Source organism: Klebsiella sp. LTGPAF-6F (assembly GCF_001753185.1).
Lineage (GTDB): Bacteria > Pseudomonadota > Gammaproteobacteria > Enterobacterales > Enterobacteriaceae > Klebsiella > Klebsiella michiganensis.
On sequence record NZ_CP017450.1, the window covers coordinates 1,203,033 to 1,221,843 of the forward strand.

The following is an 18,811-nucleotide window of genomic DNA, read 5'->3' on the forward strand; positions in this document are numbered from 1 at the left end:
GGGCGCGGTTCGCCGCGCCTCTGACCAGGTTCCGTTATGCAGGAAATCACTCCGCACTCCGATACGACGTTTTCACTGGACCGCGTGACCTTCCGCGTGCCCGGCCGAACGCTGCTGCATCCTCTGTCGTTAACCTTCCCGGCGGGAAAAGTCACGGGCCTGATTGGCCATAACGGCTCCGGCAAATCGACGCTGTTGAAAATGCTTGGCCGCCATCAGGCGCCCTCAGACGGGGAGGTTTTGCTCGACGGTCAGCCGCTCGACAGCTGGGGCAGTAAAGCCTTTGCCCGCAAAGTGGCTTATCTGCCGCAGCAGCTGCCGCCGGCGGAAGGCATGACGGTGCGTGAGCTGGTGGCGATCGGCCGCTACCCGTGGCACGGAGCTCTGGGGCGTTTTGGCGCGGCGGATCGGGAGAAAGTGGAAGAGGCGATTGCGCTGGTCGGGCTAAAACCGCTGGCCCACCGGCTGGTGGACAGCCTCTCCGGCGGCGAACGCCAGCGCGCGTGGATTGCCATGCTGGTGGCTCAGGATAGCCGCTGCCTGCTGCTCGATGAACCTACCTCGGCGCTGGATATCGCCCACCAGGTGGATGTGCTGGCGCTGGTCCATCGCCTCAGCCAGCAGCGCGGGCTGACGGTGATCGCCGTACTGCATGATATCAATATGGCGGCGCGCTACTGCGACTATCTGGTTGCGCTGCGCGGCGGTGAGATGATCGCTCAGGGAACGCCCGCGGAGCTGATGCGCAGCGAAACCCTGGAACAAATTTACGGCATCCCGATGGGGATCCTGCCGCATCCGGCTGGCGCAGCGCCGGTAAGTTTTGTCTATTGATGGAAAACCTCACATTCATCACGCGGCGGCGCCTGCTGACCGCAATGGCGCTGTCGCCGCTGCTGTGGCAGATGCGCGGCGCGCGGGCGGCGGAAGTGGATCCGCAGCGTATTGTCGCGCTCGAATGGCTGCCGGTAGAGCTGCTGCTGGCGCTGGGCGTTACGCCCTACGGCGTTGCCGATATCCCTAACTACCGGCTGTGGGTCAATGAACCGGCGCTACCTGATTCGGTGATTGACGTCGGGCTGCGTACCGAGCCCAATCTGGAGCTGCTGACGCAGATGAAGCCGTCGTTTCTGGTCTGGTCGGCGGGGTACGGCCCGTCGGCGGAAAAGCTGGCGCGTATTGCGCCCGGACGAGGATTCACCTTCAGCGACGGCAAGCGCCCGCTGATGATGGCTCAGCAGTCGCTTGGCGAAATGGCTGATCTGATCGGCAGACAGCGGGAAGCGAAGCGCCATCTGGCGGAATTTGACGCGCTGATGGAGAGCCTGCGACCGCGCTTTGCCCGCCGCGGCGATCGTCCGCTGCTGATGATTACTCTGCTTGATAGCCGTCACGTGCTGGTTTTTGCGCAAAACTGCCTGTTCCAGGAGGTGCTCGACCGCTTTGCCATCAAAAATGCCTGGCAGGGCGAAACCACCTTCTGGGGCAGCGTCACCGTCGGTATTGACCGGCTGGCGGCCTACAGAGACGCCGACGTTATCTGCTTCGATCACGGCAATGCGCGGGAGATGGCGCAGCTTATGGCGACGCCGCTGTGGCGAGCGATGCCGTTTGTTCGCGCAGGGCGTTTTCAGCGCGTCCCGGCGGTGTGGTTCTATGGCGCGACGCTATCGGCGATGCATTTTGCCCGCGTGCTGGCCGACGCTCAGGGAGGCCCGGCATGAGATCGCGAATTTCGCCTTTGGCGACATCACTGCTGTTGACGCTCCTTCTCGTCGCTGCTGCGCTGACGCTGTTCAACCTCAACGTGGCGCTGCCGCGAAGCGAATGGGGGCAGGCGCTGTGGCAGCCGAATATCGATAATATCGCTCAGATGCTGTTCCACTACAGCCTGCTGCCGCGGCTGGCGATATCGCTGCTGGTCGGCGCCGGGCTGGGGCTGGTGGGCGTGCTGTTCCAGCAGGTGCTACGTAATCCGCTGGCGGAGCCGACGACGCTCGGCGTGGCGACCGGGGCGCAGCTGGGCATGACGGTCACCACGCTGTGGGCGATTCCTGGCGTGCTGGCGTCGCAGTTCGCCGCGCTGGCCGGGGCGTGCATTGTCGGCGCGCTGGTGTTTGGCGTGTCGTGGGGCAAACGCCTCTCGCCGGTGACGTTGATTCTGGCAGGGCTGGTGGTGAGCCTGTACTGCGGCGCGCTTAATCAACTAATGGCTATTTTCCATCACGATCGGCTGCAAAGTATGTTCCTGTGGAGTACCGGTACCCTGACGCAGACCGACTGGAGCGTGGTGCAGCGGCTGTGGCCGCAGCTGCTGGGCGGAGCGATTTTAACGCTGCTGCTGCTGCGTCCGCTGACCCTGATGGGGCTGGACGACGGCGTGGCGCGCAACCTCGGACTGGCGCTCTCGCTGGCGCGGCTGGGGGCGTTGACCCTGGCGATTATCATTAGCGCCCTGTTGGTGAATGCGGTGGGGATTATTGGCTTTATCGGCCTGTTCGCGCCGCTGCTGGCGAAGATGCTGGGCGCGCGTCGCCTGCTCTCGCGCCTGCTGCTGGCGGCCCTGATTGGCGCGCTGCTGCTGTGGCTCTCCGATCAGGTTATCCTCTGGCTGGCCCGGGTGTGGATGGAGATCTCCACCGGTTCGGTGACCGCGCTGATTGGCGCGCCGCTGCTGCTATGGCTGCTGCCGCGCCTGCGCAGCATTAGCGCGCCGGTGATGAACGGTGGAGATAGCGTGCTGGCTGAACGGCAACATGTGCTGTGGTTCGCGCTGGGCGGGCTGGCGATTCTGCTGCTGGCCATCGTCGCGGCGCTGGCTTTCGGCCGCGACGCGCAGGGCTGGCACTGGGCCAGCGGTACGCTACTGGATGAGCTAATGCCCTGGCGCTGGCCGCGCGTTCTGGCGGCGCTGTTCGCTGGCGTGATGCTGGCGGTAGCGGGCTGCATTATCCAGCGCTTAACCGGTAATCCGATGGCCAGTCCGGAAGTGCTCGGGATCAGCTCGGGCGCGGCGTTTGGCGTGGTGGTGATGCTGTTCTTCGTGCCGGGAAATGCCTTTGGCTGGCTGCTGCCCGCCGGTAGCCTCGGCGCGGCGGCGACGCTGCTGGTCATTCTGATTGCCGCCGGACGCGGCGGGTTCTCGCCGCATCGCATGCTGCTGGCGGGGATGGCGCTGAGCACGGCGTTTACCATGCTGCTGATGATGCTGCAGGCCAGCGGCGATCCGCGAATGGCGCAGATCCTGACGTGGATTTCCGGCTCAACCTACAGCGCCACGCCGGAGCTCGTGATGCGCAGCGGCGCGGTGATGCTTATTCTGCTGGCGCTGACTCCGCTTTGCCGACGCTGGTTGACGATTCTGCCGCTGGGCGGCGAGGCGGCGAGGGCGGTCGGGATGGCGCTGACGCCGTCACGTATCGGGCTGCTGCTGCTGGCGGCATGTCTGACCGCGGCCGCAACCCTAACGATTGGCCCGCTCAGCTTCGTGGGGTTAATGGCGCCGCATATTGCGCGTATGATGGGATTCCGGCGTACGATGCCGCATATGGCGATCTCCGGCCTGATTGGCGGAGCGCTGCTGGTGTTTGCCGACTGGTGCGGCCGGATGCTGATGTTCCCCTACCAAATCCCGGCAGGATTGCTGTCGACGTTTATCGGCGCGCCGTACTTTATCTATCTGTTGAGAAAGCAGAGCCGGTAGCGTTTCACCATCGCGATGCCCGGCGGGCGTCGCGATGTTATCCCCTTTTTTGCCCGGATTCAGTTAGGACTAACTGCGGAATTCTGCAACTGCTCTAATTCGTTTTCCGTCACTTCCGTGAGCTGGATAACCAGCGATCGCTCCATGCCGTTTTCCAGCATCCGGTTGGCAATTTTTAGTCGGGCCTTTGCCTCACCCTTTTCCTGGCCCCATTCAATAAAAAGCTCTTTGCCGTTTTTTTCCAGCCATTCGTCCAGCGTTTCCATCGACTCCTCCTGCGGTATATGACTTACCAGTCCATTGAAAAAAGCCTTAGGGTTTTCGGTGTGACCGCGCTGCCCCATATAGCTAAATAACACTTTTAGCTGCTCGGCGGTAGTGTATCCCGCGTTAAGCAGAATCCCCAATTGCTCGAGCAGCAACATGAGATCCCGCTGGCGAATATGCTTTTGCAGGAGCTCCAGGATCGCAATACGCCGATGCTGCATAATCGCGTTATCAGGTATCACCGTGATATCGACCAGCGGAAAAGGGCGGTTGTAGATTATTTTTGCCCACTCCGGCAAGTCGAACATACTGTACCAGTTCATTGAGAAGGGGTAGGGCGAGGTTTTGCCCTGATAAAACAAAATGGGAACAACCAACGGGAGATGTGTATTTCCCGCTTCCAGATGGCGCTGCATGGCGGCGACGCTATAGCGCATGAGACGAAACGGCATCTGCTTGTCCGGTGAGCTTTGATGCTCAATAAGCACATGGATATAGCCCGTCTTATTATTGATTTCCAATGAGTACAGCACGTCGGAATAGTAAGCCCGCAGATCTTCTTCAATAAAACTACCTGATTCCAGCTGAAGCGTGTTGAGATCGCACAGCGAGCGCAGGTCTGCCGGAAGATGGATATCAATAAAGTCTCTGGCGGTATCGATATGGGCCAGTAGCTGTTTAAAAATGGCGTCATGCGGTGTAGGGGACGATTGTGTTGTCATTCTGAGCAATCCTTGCGGCTGAGTTTCCGCTGAGAATCTGCTTTTGCCTGCCCATTGTCTGCCGACGATTTTGGGTTCTACGAGGCGGGATGATGACAATCTTTCGAGGCGATCGCGTTTGCATCTTGTTATGCGTGGGCCGACGCAAAATGATGCTTTTAAACAAGATGCGTATTGCCGGGGCAGGGGGGCCCCGGCGTTGAGGTTACAGCTTAGCGAAGGCGTTACGCGCGGCGGCGACGGTGTTGTCGATATCTTCTTCGCTATGGGCGATGGACATAAAGCCCGCTTCAAACGCCGACGGCGCCAGGTAGACGCCCTCTTCCAGCATCAGGTGGAAGAAGCGTTTAAACCGCTCGACATCGCATTTGACCACGTCCTGGTAGCAGGTCACGGTTGGCGCGTCGGTAAAGAAAATGCCGAACATGCCGCCGACGTTATTCACCACCAGCGGAATACCGGCATCGCGCGCGGCGTCCAGCAGACCCTGGGCCAGCTGGTTAGTGAGCTCGGTTAGCGTCTCGTGCACGCCGGGCTGCGCCACTTCGGTCAGGCAAGCGAAACCTGCCGCCATCGCGATGGGGTTGCCGGAGAGGGTGCCTGCCTGGTAAACCGGGCCGGTCGGCGCCAGGGCATCCATCACCTCACGACGACCGCCGAATGCGCCAACCGGCATACCGCCGCCGATGATTTTGCCAAGGCAGGTCAGATCCGGCACAACGCCGTAGTAATCCTGCGCGCCGGCCAGCGCCACGCGGAAGCCGGTCATGACTTCATCGATAATCAGCAGCGCGCCGAACTCGTCGCACAGCGCGCGCAGGCCCGGCAGAAACTCCGGCTGCGGCGGGATGCAGTTCATATTACCGGCCACAGGCTCAACGATGATGCAGGCGATATCCTGCGGATACTGTTCGAACGCGGCGCGAACCGAGGACAGATCGTTATAGGTACAGGTCAGGGTGTGTTTGGCGAAATCCGCCGGCACGCCCGGCGAGTTCGGCTGGCCGAGCGTCAGCGCGCCTGAGCCGGCTTTTACCAGCAGGCAGTCTGCGTGGCCGTGGTAGCAGCCTTCGAACTTGATAATTTTGTCGCGGCCGGTAAAGCCGCGGGCCAGGCGAATGGCGCTCATGGTGGCTTCGGTACCGGAGTTCACCATGCGGACCATATCCATGGTCGGGACCAGCTCGGTGACCAGCGCCGCCATTTTAACTTCCATCTCCGTCGGCGCGCCAAAGCTCAGGCCGCGTTCGGCGGCTTCAATGACCGCGTTGCGGATGGCCGGATGGTTATGACCCAGCACCATTGGGCCCCAGGAGCCGACATAATCGATATACGCTTTACCATCAACATCGTAAAGGTAAGCGCCGTCGGCGCGCTCGATAAACAGCGGCGTACCGCCGACGCCGGTGAACGCACGTACCGGAGAGTTCACGCCGCCGGGAATAAGTTCACGCGCAGCGTTATACAGATTTTCAGATTTGCTCATTGCCAGGGTCCTGGTTCGTGAAAAATGTTTTGTCGACTATTCTAAGTTATTCCAGGAAGGTTATGAAAGTTTTGCCCAATTGAAACAATGGGGTCACGGCGCATTTTTTTGACGACGGAGTCTGTCCGGTTGGCTAGAATGACCTTCTTTCTATTTGTATTACTTATTATTGATAATGGCATGAAAGCAGAAAACCCCTCTTCTTCAGCACATCAGTTCGTACGCGTTCGCCGCAGCGATGCCGTGCGTCGGTTGATTCAGCGTGATAAAACGCCGCTGGCGGTGTTATTAATGGCGGCCGTTGTCGGCACGCTGGCGGGGCTGATCGGCGTCGCGTTTGAAAAAAGCGTCAACTGGGTGCAGAACCTGCGCATAGGCGCGCTGGTAGAGGTGGCGGACCACTGGTTTCTGGTCTGGCCGCTGGCCTTTATCCTCTCCGCTTTGCTGGCGATGGTGGGCTATTTTCTCGTCCGTCGTTTTGCGCCGGAAGCAGGCGGCTCCGGGATCCCGGAAATTGAAGGCGCGCTGGAGGAGCTGCGTCCCGTTCGCTGGTGGCGCGTACTGCCGGTGAAGTTTATCGGCGGCATGGGGACGCTGGGTGCGGGCATGGTGCTGGGGCGCGAAGGGCCGATGGTGCAGCTTGGGGGCAATCTTGGGCGCATGGTGGTGGACGTTTTTCGCATGCGCAGTCCGGAAGCGCGCCATACGCTGCTGGCGACCGGCGCCGCGGCGGGGCTCTCCGCCGCCTTTAACGCGCCGCTGGCCGGGATTCTGTTTATTATTGAAGAGATGCGCCCGCAGTTTCGCTACAACCTGATCTCCATTAAAGCCGTGTTTACCGGCGTCATTATGGCCACCATCGTTTTCCGTATCTTCAACGGCGATAAAGCGGTTATCGAGGTCGGTAAGCTCAGCAATGCGCCGGTCAACACCCTGTGGCTGTATTTGATCCTCGGGATGATTTTTGGCTGTGTTGGCCCGCTGTTTAATACGCTGGTGCTGCGCACCCAGGATATGTTTCAGCGGCTCCACGGCGGCAACATTAAAAAATGGGTGCTGATTGGCGGCCTGATCGGCGGAAGCTGCGGCGTGCTGGGTCTGATTCAGCCGGCGGCGTCCGGCGGCGGGTTTAACCTGATTCCCATCGCCGCGGCGGGCAATTTTTCCGTCGGCCTGCTGCTGTTTATTTTTATCGCGCGGGTGATTACCACGCTGCTTTGCTTCTCTTCCGGCGCGCCCGGCGGTATCTTTGCGCCGATGCTGGCGCTGGGGACGCTGCTGGGCACGGCGTTTGGCATGGCGGCGACGCCGCTGTTTCCGGCCTATCATCTGGATGCCGGCACCTTTGCCATCGCCGGGATGGGGGCGCTGCTAGCCGCCTCGGTTCGCGCGCCGTTGACCGGCATCGTGCTGGTGCTGGAGATGACCGATAACTATCAGCTCATTTTGCCAATGATTATTACCTGTCTCGGCGCAACACTATTGGCACAATTCCTCGGCGGTAAGCCTTTATACTCGACTATTCTGCAGCGCACCCTGGCAAAACAAAAGGCGGAACAGGAAGCAAAGGCGCAGCCGGTCGGCGGGGAGAATACTTGAACGATTTACTCGGGTATTGGATAATGGCTCAAAAGGTCGGGTTATTCTTTAACCGGTCAGAAGTATCAATGGGAGCATAAAATGAGTGATGACGTAGCGTTGCCGCTGGAGTTTACCGAAGCCGCGGCGATTAAAGTAAAAGACCTGATTGCGGATGAAGACAATCCGAACCTGAAACTGCGCGTGTACATCACCGGTGGTGGCTGCAGCGGTTTCCAGTACGGCTTTACCTTCGACGATCAGGTTAACGAAGGCGATATGACTATCGAGAAGCAGGGCGTCGGCCTGGTGGTTGACCCAATGAGCCTGCAGTATCTGGTCGGCGGCGCCGTCGATTATACCGAAGGTCTGGAAGGCTCGCGTTTTATCGTGACCAACCCGAATGCGAAAAGCACCTGCGGCTGCGGCTCCTCGTTCAGCGTCTAAAGATAGTGCGCCCGGGAGCCTCTTCTCCCCCGCCCTCTCATACAGCGAGAGGGCGCAAACGCTAAAAACGGTAACGTTAAGGTTACCGTTTTGCTTTTATTACCGTCCATTCTCATCAAGCGCGAACGTTGGCAGCTTCAGGTGCCAGCGGATGGCCGCCAGCCTGATGACCAGCGTGACCACCATACCTATCATCGCCGCGTTTTCTAACGGAACCTGAAAGGTGTAGTACGCCGTCGCATGCACGATGCCGCCAACGATGCAGGCCGTCGCGTAGATTTCCGTACGCAGAATCATCGGGATTTCACGCGCCAGCACGTCGCGGATGATCCCCCCGCCGACGCCGGTGACGACGCCCATGCAGACGGCCACCAGCGGTCCGCTATGGGCAAGAAAGGCTTTGTTAACGCCAATACCGACAAATACCGCCAGACCGACGGCGTCCAGCACCGGAAGCACCCATTTGGGTAACCGGCGCGGCTGGCGTACCAGCAGGATAGTGAACATGCTGGTGACCATCGCCACCACCAGATCGGTAGGGTCTTTAACCCAAAATACCGGGCCGTTAGCAAGGGCCATATCGCGAATGGTGCCACCGCCTACCGCGGTCACCACGCCTAATACCAGCACGCCGAAAGGGTCCATGCGCAGCTTTCCAGCCAGCAGAACGCCGGAGATGGCAAACACGGCGGTGCCAATGATATCCAGCCAATAGACAAGCATCGTCAGTTCCCACTTTGAGTCTATCCCATTAGGCTTTTTTATTTGCCAGTTTGGCCCTGGGCAGTGCTCACCGCCCTCACGTACCGCGTGTACGCTCCGGGTGTTCCGCGCTGTCCGTGTCCAAACTGGCTGCAACAATTGCGCCTGGTGGGATAGCCTTTTTGCACCTGGATTAGCAGGTGATTATTTTATCTGCTCGAGCGCAGTACAGAGTTGTTTTGCGGCGAGAATAATACGTGGGCTCGCGCGTTCAAACCAGTCGCCATGTAGCGCAATAAAAGAAATTTTTAGCTGATTCTGCCAATAGCGCTCAACGGCGGGAAGTTGACTGGGGTCGCCGGCGATAACAATGGCCTGCGGCTGCCTTGCCAGCACCTGTTCACGGCTCACCTGCGGCCAGGGAACCCGGCTGGCGGCAAAAATGTTTTCTCCCCCACACAGCGTCAGAACCTGATCCTGAATCGAGCCTTTGCTGGTGGTAAAGAGAGGGTTGGCGCCGAACTGTAAAAAAACGCGTTTTTTCGGCCCGCTCGCGTAGCGGGTTTTTAAGGCCTGGTAGGCGTCCTGCATTTTCTGCGCCGCCTGCCGCGCCTTTTCCGGCTGCGGGCTCCACTGCGCCAGCTGGCGAAGCGTTGCGATAATCTCTTCGATAGTCGATGTTTCGACCCAGATGACTTTTATCCCGAGCGAGCTTAGCTGATTCACCTGGCGTTCAGCGTTACCGCCGCGCCACGCCAGCACCAGGTCGGGCTTAAGGGCGACGATGCGTTCCAGATTCATCCCCTGCCAGCTGGAGACCTGCTCTATCTTTGCGGCTTCCGGGGGATAATCGGAATAGCTGCTGACGCCAACCGGCGTAATACCGGCGGCAAACGCCAGTTCAGTATTGGCGGGAGAGAGCGTAATCACCCGCGGCGCGGCGAAAAGCCACGCCGGGGCAAGCAGCATCAGGACGGCAAGCGCCGCGTTGAGCGACTTAGCCACGAGCCAGGTGCTGCACCAGGTTTTCCACCATCAGGGTGGATTGCTTCGCGGCAACGGCGAGAAACTCGTCGAAGCTCAGATGCGACTGCTGATCGGCAACATCGGAGATGGCGCGAACGACAACAAACGGTACGCCATAGTTGTGGCAGACGTGCGCGATGGCGGTGGCTTCCATTTCTACCGCGACGGCCTGCGGGAAGTTGTGGCGGATTTTGGCGAGACCAATGGAACCGTTGATGAATGCATCGCCGCTGACAATGAGTCCGCGAACCGCGTTAAGATTCAGCGCGCTGATGCAGGTCTCTGCGGCGGCAATCAGCTTATCATCGGCTTTGAAACCGGCAGGGCAGCCCGGCAGCTGGCCATACTCATAGCCAAACGCGGTGACGTCCGCGTCGTGATAGCGCGTTTCGTCGGAGACGACGATATCGCCAACCTTCAGGGTCGACGCGAGGCCGCCCGCAGAACCGGTGTTAATAATCACATCCGGCTTGCAGTGCTCCATCAGCAGAGTGGCGCCCATGGCGGCGGCGACTTTGCCAATGCCCGATTTCAACAAAGCGACATCAACGCCCTGCAGCTGGCCGGTGTAGATTTCGCTGCCGCCGATAGTGATGGTCTGGCGGTTGTCGATTTTGTCGCGCAGAAGGGTAACTTCTTCTTCCATTGCGCCAATAATACCGATTTTCATAGATTTACTCGCGATGTGTGGGTTTTAGCGGCATAGTCTATCATGCGCTTAGAAGGAAACGTTATTGCTCGCTCGGGGGAGATCATGGCTAAGATCGATTTTCGCAACAAGATTAACTGGCGTCGCCGCTACCGTTCACCGCAGGGCGTTGAGACGGAGCGTGAAATCCTGCGAATTTTCGAAAGCGATCGCGGACGCATCATCAACTCGCCGGCGATCCGCCGGCTGCAGCAAAAAACCCAGGTTTTCCCGCTGGAGCGCAATGCCGCGGTGCGTACGCGGCTGACCCACTCTCTGGAAGTTCAGCAGGTGGGCCGCTACATCGCCAAAGAGGTGCTGAGTCGTCTGAAAGAGCAGAAGCTGCTGGAAAGCTACGGGCTGGATGAGCTTACCGGGCCGTTCGAGAGCATTGTTGAAATGGCCTGCCTGATGCACGATATCGGCAATCCGCCATTTGGCCATTTTGGCGAGGCGGCAATTAATGATTGGTTCAGCCAGCGGCTCTTCCCCGGCGATGCGGCCAGCCAGCCGTTAACCGACGATCGCTGCGTGGTTGCGGCGCTGCGCCTGCAGGAAGGCGATAGCCAGCTGAATGAGCTGCGGCGTAAGGTTCGCCAGGACTTATGCTGGTTTGAAGGCAATGCGCAGGGTATTCGCTTAGTGCATACGCTGATGCGCATGAATCTCACCTGGGCGCAGGTGGGCTGTATTCTAAAATATACGCGTCCGGCATGGTGGCGCGGGGAAGCGCCGGCCAGCCACAATTATTTAATGAAAAAACCTGGTTATTATTTAGCCGAAGAGGGCTATGTTGCGAGGTTGCGTAAAGAACTGGATCTGGCTCCTTACAATCGCTTCCCATTAACGTGGATTATGGAAGCCGCGGATGATATCTCATATTGCGTCGCCGACCTTGAAGATGCGGTAGAAAAACGCATCTTCAGCGTAGAGCAGCTTTATCAGCATCTCTATGAAGCCTGGGGCGTTCACGAAAAAGGCTCCTTGTTTAATCAGGTTGTCGAAAACGCCTGGGAGAAATCGCGTGCGAATTCTCTGAGCCGGAGTACTGAAGATCAGTTTTTTATGTATTTACGGGTTAATACGCTCAATAGACTGGTACCGTACGCGGCGCGGCGGTTTATTGATAACCTGGCGAAGATTTTTAGCGGCGATTTTAATCACGCGCTGCTTGAGGACGATAGCGATTGCAGTCAGCTGCTTGAACTATACAAAAATGTTGCGGTAAAACATGTGTTTAGCCATCCTGATGTCGAGCAGCTGGAGCTGCAGGGCTACCGCGTGATCAGCGGTCTGTTAGATATATACCAGCCGCTGTTAAAATTATCGCTGGATGAGTTCAGTTTGCTGGTGGAAAAAGAGCGGGTGCGAAGTTTACCGATTGCATCACGTCTTTTTCAGAAACTTTCAACTCGTCATCGGTTAGCTTACATAGAAGCCGTAAATAAGATTTCGCGCAATAATCCGGAGTTTCCAGTGATGGAATATTATTATCGCTGTCGTCTCATTCAGGACTATATCAGCGGAATGACCGACTTGTATGCATGGGATGAATATCGACGATTGATGGCCGTAGAATAAGGGTGAGTTTTGTAAAGACGGACAATAAATTTTTACTTTTACCAAAACTTCATTCCGGAACTTCGCGCTATAAAATGACTCTGATAGTCACCAACACAGCAACTATTCGTTATCTGAAATTGAGATTGAAACCTATGAAAAAAACCACGTTAGCAATGAGTGCCCTGGCTCTGAGTTTAGGTCTGGCGTTGTCCCCTCTCTCTGCGAGCGCGGCGGAAACAGCTTCTTCGGCGACTAATGCGCAGCAGATGCCAAGCCTGGCGCCGATGCTGGAAAAAGTGATGCCGTCGGTCGTGAGCATTAACGTTGAGGGGAGCACCACCGTTAATACGCCGCGGATGCCGCGTAACTTCCAGCAGTTCTTTGGCGACAATTCGCCGTTCTGTCAGGATGGTTCTCCGTTCCAGAGCTCTCCGTTCTGTCAGGGCGGCGGGCAGGGCGGCGCGCCGGGTAGCGACGGCGGCCAGCAGCAGAAATTTATGGCCCTCGGTTCCGGGGTGATTATTGATGCCGCTAAAGGCTATGTCGTGACTAACAACCACGTCGTGGATAACGCGACTACTATCAAAGTCCAGCTCAGCGATGGCCGCAAGTTCGACGCGAAAGTGGTCGGCAAAGACCCGCGTTCTGATATTGCGCTGATTCAAATCCAGGATCCGAAAAACCTGAGCGCGATTAAGCTGGCGGACTCTGACGCCCTGCGCGTCGGCGATTACACCGTGGCGATCGGTAACCCGTTTGGCCTGGGCGAAACCGTGACCTCGGGGATCGTTTCCGCCCTGGGCCGTAGCGGCCTGAACGTTGAAAACTATGAAAACTTTATCCAGACCGATGCGGCGATCAACCGCGGTAACTCCGGCGGCGCGCTGGTTAACCTGAACGGCGAGCTGATCGGTATCAACACCGCGATTCTGGCGCCGGACGGCGGCAACATTGGTATCGGCTTCGCTATTCCGAGCAACATGGTGAAAAACCTGACCGATCAGATGGTCAAATTTGGCCAGGTTAAGCGCGGTGAGCTGGGCATCATGGGGACCGAGCTGAATTCCGAACTGGCGAAAGCGATGAAAGTTGACGCTCAGCGCGGCGCGTTCGTCAGCCAGGTGATGCCGAACTCGGCGGCCGCTAAGGCGGGGATTAAAGCCGGCGACGTGATTACCACGCTGAACGGTAAATCGATCAGCAGCTTTGCCGCGCTGCGTGCCCAGGTGGGTACCATGCCGATCGGCAGCAAAGTCGAGCTTGGCCTGCTGCGTGACGGCAAGCCGGTGACGGTGACCGTTGAGCTGCAGCAGAGCAATCAGAACCAGGTTGACTCCAGCACCATCTTCAACGGTATTGAAGGTGCGGAAATGAGCAACAAAGGTCAGGATAAAGGCGTCGTGGTGAGTAACGTGAAAGCGGGAACGCCGGCGGCGCAGATTGGCCTGAAGAAAGGCGATATTATCGTTGGCGCGAACCAGCAGCCGGTGAAAAATATTGCCGACCTGCGCAAAATTTTTGATGCCAAACCGTCGGTTCTGGCGCTGAATATCCAGCGCGGTGATACGTCGATTTATCTGCTGATGCAGTAATCCCTGACGGTTCGCAAAGCCCCTTTTCTCCTTGCGGAGGAGAGGGGCTTTTTTATTTCTGCCGCCCCTTCCATTTTTCGTTCTGTGATATCTTCCACAACTCCATATTTCTTAGCCCGGCTTTGTGCAAATGCACAATGCGGCGTGTTGCCAACTCTTTTATGCTGGTAGCCTGCTCACGGGAGGGTTACATGGCTGGCTGGCATCTTGATACCAAAATGGCTCAGGATATCGTGGCGCGTACGATGCGCATCATTGATACCAATATTAACGTAATGGATGCCCGCGGGCGCATTATCGGTAGCGGAGACCGCGAGCGAATTGGTGAATTGCACGAAGGCGCGCTATTAGTGCTTTCCCAGGGGCGCGTTGTCGATATTGATGATGCCGTTGCCCGGCATCTGCACGGCGTGCGCCAGGGGATCAACCTGCCGCTGCGTCTGGAAGGGGAGATCGTCGGCGTTATCGGCCTGACCGGCGAACCGGAGTCGCTGCGTAAATACGGTGAACTGGTGTGTATGACCGCCGAGATGATGCTGGAACAATCGCGGCTGATGCATCTCCTGGCCCAGGATAGCCGTCTGCGCGAAGAGCTGGTGATGAACCTGATTCAGGCGGAAGAGAACACCCCGGCGCTGACCGAGTGGGCCCAGCGTCTGGGGATCGATCTCAACCAACCGCGCGTGGTGGCGATGATTGAAGTGGATAGCGGCCAGCTGGGCGTAGACAGCGCGATGGCGGAGCTGCAGCAGCTCCAGACCGCGTTGACCACGCCGGACCGTAATAATCTGGTGGCCATTGTCTCGCTGACCGAAATGGTGGTACTGAAGCCCGCGCTGAACGCCTTTGGCCGCTGGGATGCGGAAGATCACTGCAAACGGGTCGAGCAGCTCATTAGCAGGATGAAAGAGAACGGTCAGCTGCGTTTTCGCGTGGCGCTGGGAAACTTTTTTACCGGACCGGGCAGCATTGCTCGCTCGTATCGCACCGCCAGAACCACCATGATGGTCGGTAAACAGCGGATGCCGGAGAGCCGTAGCTATTTTTACCAGGATTTGATGCTGCCGGTACTGCTGGATAGCCTGCGCGGCGGCTGGCAGGCCAATGAGCTGGCGCGCCCGCTGGTTCGCCTGAAGGCGATGGATAACAACGGCCTGCTGCGTCGCACCTTACAGGCCTGGTTTCGTCATAACGTGCAGCCGCTGGCGACGTCGAAAGCACTGTTTATCCACCGCAATACGCTGGAATACCGTTTAAACCGCATCTCTGAGCTGACGGGGCTGGATTTGGGTAATTTTGACGATCGTCTGCTGCTGTATATTGCGCTACAGCTCGATGAGCAGCGCTAAAAACACTCCCGCCGCAGGCGGGAGTGGGGACGGGAATTACAGGCGCTGCAGCCCGCTGGCCGTGACTTGCCAGGAGACGGTATGAGGCTGTGGCCAGGCGTTACCGTTTTGCGGGTTGATAATGACGGAGCGATCGCCGGCTTCGGCATGGAAGACTTCGATGATATAGCCTTCATCAAGTATTGCCGTATCAATATAGTCGCCAAGCTGCGCTGAACCTTTAATGGACTGGCGATAAACCACCGAGCCGCGCGTATTGTAGATATTCACCGCGGCATAGGCCGTCGTAAAGTGCTTATTCGGCACCACGGGGCTGGCGGTAAAGGTGAGCGCGCCGCGGCCAATATCCATCTCCATCGTCGCAAAACGAATATTATCATTGCCAAGTAGCTGCCAGGAGAAGAGATCGCCATACAGCTCTGTTGCCTCGTCCTGAGCATCCGTGGTTTCTTTATCCTCCGGATCTGGCACCAGCGAACAGGCCTCCAGCCCATCCTTCACTACCCGCCAGCGGTTGCGTTGCTTCAGCGTAATGGCGCGATGCGTCGTATCATTGCTGGCGCTGGAGCGGAATGGCTCATCATGGTAAACCTCAATGATCATGTTTTCAGCGAGCGCGAGAGTTTCGCTGTTTGCCAGGTTGTTGGTCGCTCCGGCATAGCTGCGGTGATAAACCACCGTTTCGTCCGCTCCGGTTACCGTAATGCTGGCATAGGTATGGGAAACATAATACGGGTGCGGCGCGCCGGTACGCGTGGCGACCGTCATGGCGTGCTGCTGATTATCGATAACGATCTGGCAAAAATCTTTATTGCCTTGCCCTCTGAGATTGAGGGTAACGCTTTTGCCCGTCAGTTCGCCCGGTTCGCTATTATCCTGAGGCAGGACGTCGGCATACTCTTTAAGCAGCCTGCTGCGCTGGGGCTCTTCAATATGGGGGAGCATCAGCCAGAGATCGTTTTTACATACGCTCTCTTCCTGCGCTAATAGCGAGGGCTGCTTACGCATTGCCTGAGCGTCATGCTCGAAAATAGCCAGTAAATCCTCTGCCGGATTATTGTTGAGAATAAAGTTGTAAAGCCCACTCTCATCAATACGCATTAGCTGGCATTTCTCACCCGCTACCAGCGTTAAATACTCCGGAGAGGTTTTCAGCCGCCCCGGCTCGACGTGAGTAATATATAAGTGATAGTGAGGACCGAAGGGAATAACCTCCTTACCGGTGGCGCAGTTCGTTCCGTTCATATTGCGCTCGAATACTTTTTCGCCGCTGGCGGAAAGTACGCATACGCCGGCATAGAGCGCGTCAGGGTAGTTGTTGTGCGGCGTGGCGCTGGTAATATTCAGCGTAAGCTGCTGATTTTCGAAATCGATATCCAGATATGCAAACGGCGTGTCGCCAATACCTAAAAAGCTCATCGTTACGTTACGCCCGCGGGAATCGCGTTGTCGGGTGTAGTTGATGGTAGCCGCATTTGTCCCTTCTTTTACGACGAGGTAGCTGATATCCGGACGATATTTTTGTGAACGACCTTTCGGAAGATCGATCTGGTAAATGCCGATTGGTATGTCATTCAGGATCAACGTGTCATCATTAACGATCAGTGAATAATGCGTGCCACAATTATCTTTAATCGTCAGCGTTCGCCCGTAAATTTGTTCCAGCTGGTCGATATTGAACGTCAGGGATAGCGTCCCCGTTTTGCCTAATGCCGCCAGTTCGCTGTTATCCACCAGCCACACGAAGGAGTCCAGCCCCAGCTGCCGCCGCGCGCTATCCCATTCGCTTTGCGGAAGGAAAAGATACAGCGGATAGAGCGGTTTTGCCGCCAGCGCGGCGATATCTCCCTTAGTGGTAATTTCCAGCGTTAAGCCGCATAGCTCGATAAATGGGGTCACATCATACCCTGCGGCGGTGGCGATAGCGGTAGCCAGCATATCGACAAGCTGATGATCGGACGGCCGGAAGCTATCGCCGTTGGCCAGTTCGCGATAGTTCTGGTTGAAGCTGCGGAAGGCTTTGGTTCCTGCTTTTAGCAACATCAGCATCAGGAATTGCAGGCGCGGACGCAGGCCCCAGCTGGTGACCGAAACCTGGTCTCGAATATAGGTCATCAGCTGGAGTTCCTGCACGGCCTGCTGACCATAGTTATAGAGCCAGCCATCAACATAAAGATGATTATCCTGACTCAGGGTGAGCTGCTGGTAAAAAGCGGCGTAAATATTGTTCCACACTTCGTTGACGGGCAGAGTGGTCGACTGCATAAACTTACCCTGATACCCGTGCGCAATTTCATGGAGAATAACCCATTGCGTCGCAACGTTATCCAGCCAGCCTTCACCTAACGTTGATGATGTATGAGCGCACCACCTGGTGAAATAATAGGCTGCGCCGAAGCCATGTTTATCTGCCCGCACAAAGTAGCGGTTGGCGACATCCTGGTTCCACGGTGCGTCAGGATTATCGCTTAGCCCAGCCAAGTCGTTATAGCATTTGAAAAGGTGGGTATAAAAACGGTGCAGTGCCGGTAAGCCCGCTTTCATCGCATTATCGCGGTCGGCATAGGGCAGCAGCAGGGTAATCACATCTAAATCAAGCAGCGCGAGTGCGGATTGATTTTTCTCCCAGCTGAGGAAAAATTCATCCTCGGATTGGCCCGCTTTCCAGGTCGGCAGCGGTTTAGTTGCGGCAGGCTGCTGGTAGATGACGGTAAATTCACAGGGCTGGTCGGTAAACAGCGTATCGACAAAAGGAACGGTGTCGACCGTTGCGCAGACCGTTTTCCAGCCGGTGGCGATCGTGCAGGTGCTCTCTAGCGCGGTATCATTGCAAAGCAGGCGCAGAATCGAGTTGCCGTTGCTGATATCCGGTTGGCGAATGTGCAGCGGCGTATTGGCGGGCAGAATAAAGCCCAGCGGCTGGCGATCGTGCAGCCGTCCTTTTTCAAAGCCGGCCTTATCCAGCCAGGGCGCAGATTGTAGGGTATAAAATTTTTGTTCAATTTCCTGTGTCATCGTATGATCTCCTTTCAGGTGGAAATTGAACATACAGCGACTTATTTTATTATGTCATTCATGTAGATAGGGATATGAGATGAAATGATATCAGAGAGGAATAGCTGATATTCGCTGATGCTGCCGGTGGGGGATGAGTGAGAAAAAAGAGGGTGAGGCAGAGGGAAACAGGGCCAGCACCTGGCCCGTATCAGGCTTACTTATTGCGGGTCAGTTTTTCCAGATCGGATTCGATTTCGCTGATCTTATTCGTCACCACGCTTTCGAGGTGACGCAGATCGTCGAGGATCTTACGTTTCAGATCGATTTCGGTGCGATCGCGCTGACAGATTTGATCCAGCTCGTCGATGATATAGCGTAGGTTAGGGCTAATCTCCTGGACTTCTTTATATCCCTGGCCCACGCCGTCGGCGACCACGGTTTTGCGCTGACGCGGATATTTGAACTTGACGCTCTTGGCGAAGAACTCGCCTTTATCCTTCTGAAAGTAGATTTTCAGAATGTCGTTGTTGGCTTCCTGCCGCAGGCTATAGCGATCGATTTCATCAGGATTGGTAATACCAAGACTTTTCAGATTATCGTACATAACGGTACCTTTGATATCATCGTAATCTTTGAATAATTAACGAAAAAATCCATCTTCGCCAGCTCAATATATAAAAAAAGCGGGATG

15 protein-coding genes are annotated in these 18,811 nt (G+C 56.9%); 8 read left to right on the forward strand and 7 right to left on the reverse strand.

What is annotated here, in order from left to right:
- Window positions 1-36: 36 nt before the first annotated feature.
- From fhuC to fhuB, 3 genes are read left to right on the forward strand one after another with little or no spacing between them, the layout of a single operon-like run.
- Complete coding sequence (fhuC, locus tag BJF97_RS05625; protein ID WP_004098728.1) at window positions 37-834, forward strand: Fe3+-hydroxamate ABC transporter ATP-binding protein FhuC; 798 nt, start codon at window positions 37-39, stop codon at window positions 832-834.
- Window positions 834-1,724, forward strand: coding sequence for a Fe(3+)-hydroxamate ABC transporter substrate-binding protein FhuD (gene fhuD / locus BJF97_RS05630; RefSeq protein ID WP_014227987.1), 891 nt, complete (start codon window positions 834-836; stop codon window positions 1,722-1,724). Before fhuC ends, fhuD begins: the two co-directional genes overlap by 1 nt.
- A complete protein-coding gene (gene fhuB / locus BJF97_RS05635; RefSeq protein WP_064388482.1) occupies window positions 1,721-3,703 on the forward strand; it encodes a Fe(3+)-hydroxamate ABC transporter permease FhuB in 1,983 nt (660 codons plus the stop codon). Before fhuD ends, fhuB begins: the two co-directional genes overlap by 4 nt.
- 59 nt (window positions 3,704-3,762) lie before the next feature.
- Here the strand turns inward: fhuB and BJF97_RS05640 are convergent, their stop codons facing one another.
- A complete protein-coding gene (locus BJF97_RS05640; RefSeq protein WP_014227989.1) occupies window positions 3,763-4,692 on the reverse strand; it encodes an Rpn family recombination-promoting nuclease/putative transposase in 930 nt (309 codons plus the stop codon).
- A gap of 205 nt (window positions 4,693-4,897) precedes the next feature.
- Window positions 4,898-6,178, reverse strand: coding sequence for a glutamate-1-semialdehyde 2,1-aminomutase (gene hemL / locus BJF97_RS05645; protein ID WP_025107379.1), 1,281 nt, complete (start codon window positions 6,176-6,178; stop codon window positions 4,898-4,900).
- Between the two features lie 180 nt (window positions 6,179-6,358).
- On the opposite strand from hemL, the gene clcA reads away from it, so the two are divergent.
- The gene (gene clcA / locus BJF97_RS05650; protein ID WP_032694441.1) at window positions 6,359-7,777 is read left to right on the forward strand and encodes a H(+)/Cl(-) exchange transporter ClcA; all 1,419 of its coding nucleotides are present in this window, start codon (window positions 6,359-6,361) and stop codon (window positions 7,775-7,777) included.
- A gap of 81 nt (window positions 7,778-7,858) precedes the next feature.
- Window positions 7,859-8,203 carry an iron-sulfur cluster insertion protein ErpA gene (gene erpA, locus BJF97_RS05655; protein ID WP_004098733.1) on the forward strand — a complete coding sequence of 115 codons (345 nt, stop codon included), beginning with the start codon at window positions 7,859-7,861 and terminating at the stop codon, window positions 8,201-8,203.
- A gap of 99 nt (window positions 8,204-8,302) precedes the next feature.
- Here erpA and BJF97_RS05660 read toward each other — a convergent pair whose 3' ends face one another.
- The 3 genes from BJF97_RS05660 to mtnN all read right to left on the reverse strand — a co-directional run bounded on the left by BJF97_RS05660 (window position 8,303) and on the right by mtnN (window position 10,601).
- A complete protein-coding gene (locus BJF97_RS05660) occupies window positions 8,303-8,926 on the reverse strand; it encodes a TRIC cation channel family protein (protein ID WP_009654554.1) in 624 nt (207 codons plus the stop codon).
- 183 nt (window positions 8,927-9,109) lie between these two features.
- Window positions 9,110-9,910, reverse strand: a complete 801-nt coding sequence (gene btuF / locus BJF97_RS05665; protein WP_014227992.1) for a vitamin B12 ABC transporter substrate-binding protein BtuF — start codon at window positions 9,908-9,910, stop codon at window positions 9,110-9,112.
- A complete protein-coding gene (mtnN, locus tag BJF97_RS05670) occupies window positions 9,903-10,601 on the reverse strand; it encodes a 5'-methylthioadenosine/S-adenosylhomocysteine nucleosidase (RefSeq protein ID WP_014227993.1) in 699 nt (232 codons plus the stop codon). Before mtnN ends, btuF begins: the two co-directional genes overlap by 8 nt.
- An 84-nt stretch (window positions 10,602-10,685) precedes the next feature.
- Between mtnN and dgt the strand changes: the two genes are divergently transcribed.
- The 3 genes from dgt to cdaR all read left to right on the forward strand — a co-directional run bounded on the left by dgt (window position 10,686) and on the right by cdaR (window position 15,123).
- Window positions 10,686-12,200, forward strand: coding sequence for a dGTPase (dgt, locus tag BJF97_RS05675; RefSeq protein ID WP_014227994.1), 1,515 nt, complete (start codon window positions 10,686-10,688; stop codon window positions 12,198-12,200).
- Between the two features lie 134 nt (window positions 12,201-12,334).
- On the forward strand, window positions 12,335-13,774 hold the full coding sequence (gene degP, locus BJF97_RS05680; RefSeq protein ID WP_004098740.1) for a serine endoprotease DegP: 1,440 nt from the start codon (window positions 12,335-12,337) through the stop codon (window positions 13,772-13,774).
- Window positions 13,775-13,965: 191 nt separating this feature from the next.
- Window positions 13,966-15,123 (forward strand): DNA-binding transcriptional regulator CdaR, encoded by a 1,158-nt coding sequence (cdaR, locus tag BJF97_RS05685; protein WP_004098741.1) that lies wholly within the window; start codon window positions 13,966-13,968, stop codon window positions 15,121-15,123.
- 36 nt (window positions 15,124-15,159) lie between these two features.
- Here cdaR and BJF97_RS05690 read toward each other — a convergent pair whose 3' ends face one another.
- Together BJF97_RS05690 and BJF97_RS05695 are read right to left on the reverse strand one after the other, a co-directional pair.
- Entirely contained in the window at window positions 15,160-18,138 is a 2,979-nt protein-coding gene (locus BJF97_RS05690; RefSeq protein WP_032694387.1) for a putative mucin/carbohydrate-binding domain-containing protein, read from the reverse strand.
- Window positions 18,139-18,334: 196 nt separating this feature from the next.
- Window positions 18,335-18,724, reverse strand: coding sequence for a DUF3461 family protein (locus tag BJF97_RS05695; RefSeq protein ID WP_004098742.1), 390 nt, complete (start codon window positions 18,722-18,724; stop codon window positions 18,335-18,337).
- Window positions 18,725-18,811 lie beyond the last annotated feature (87 nt).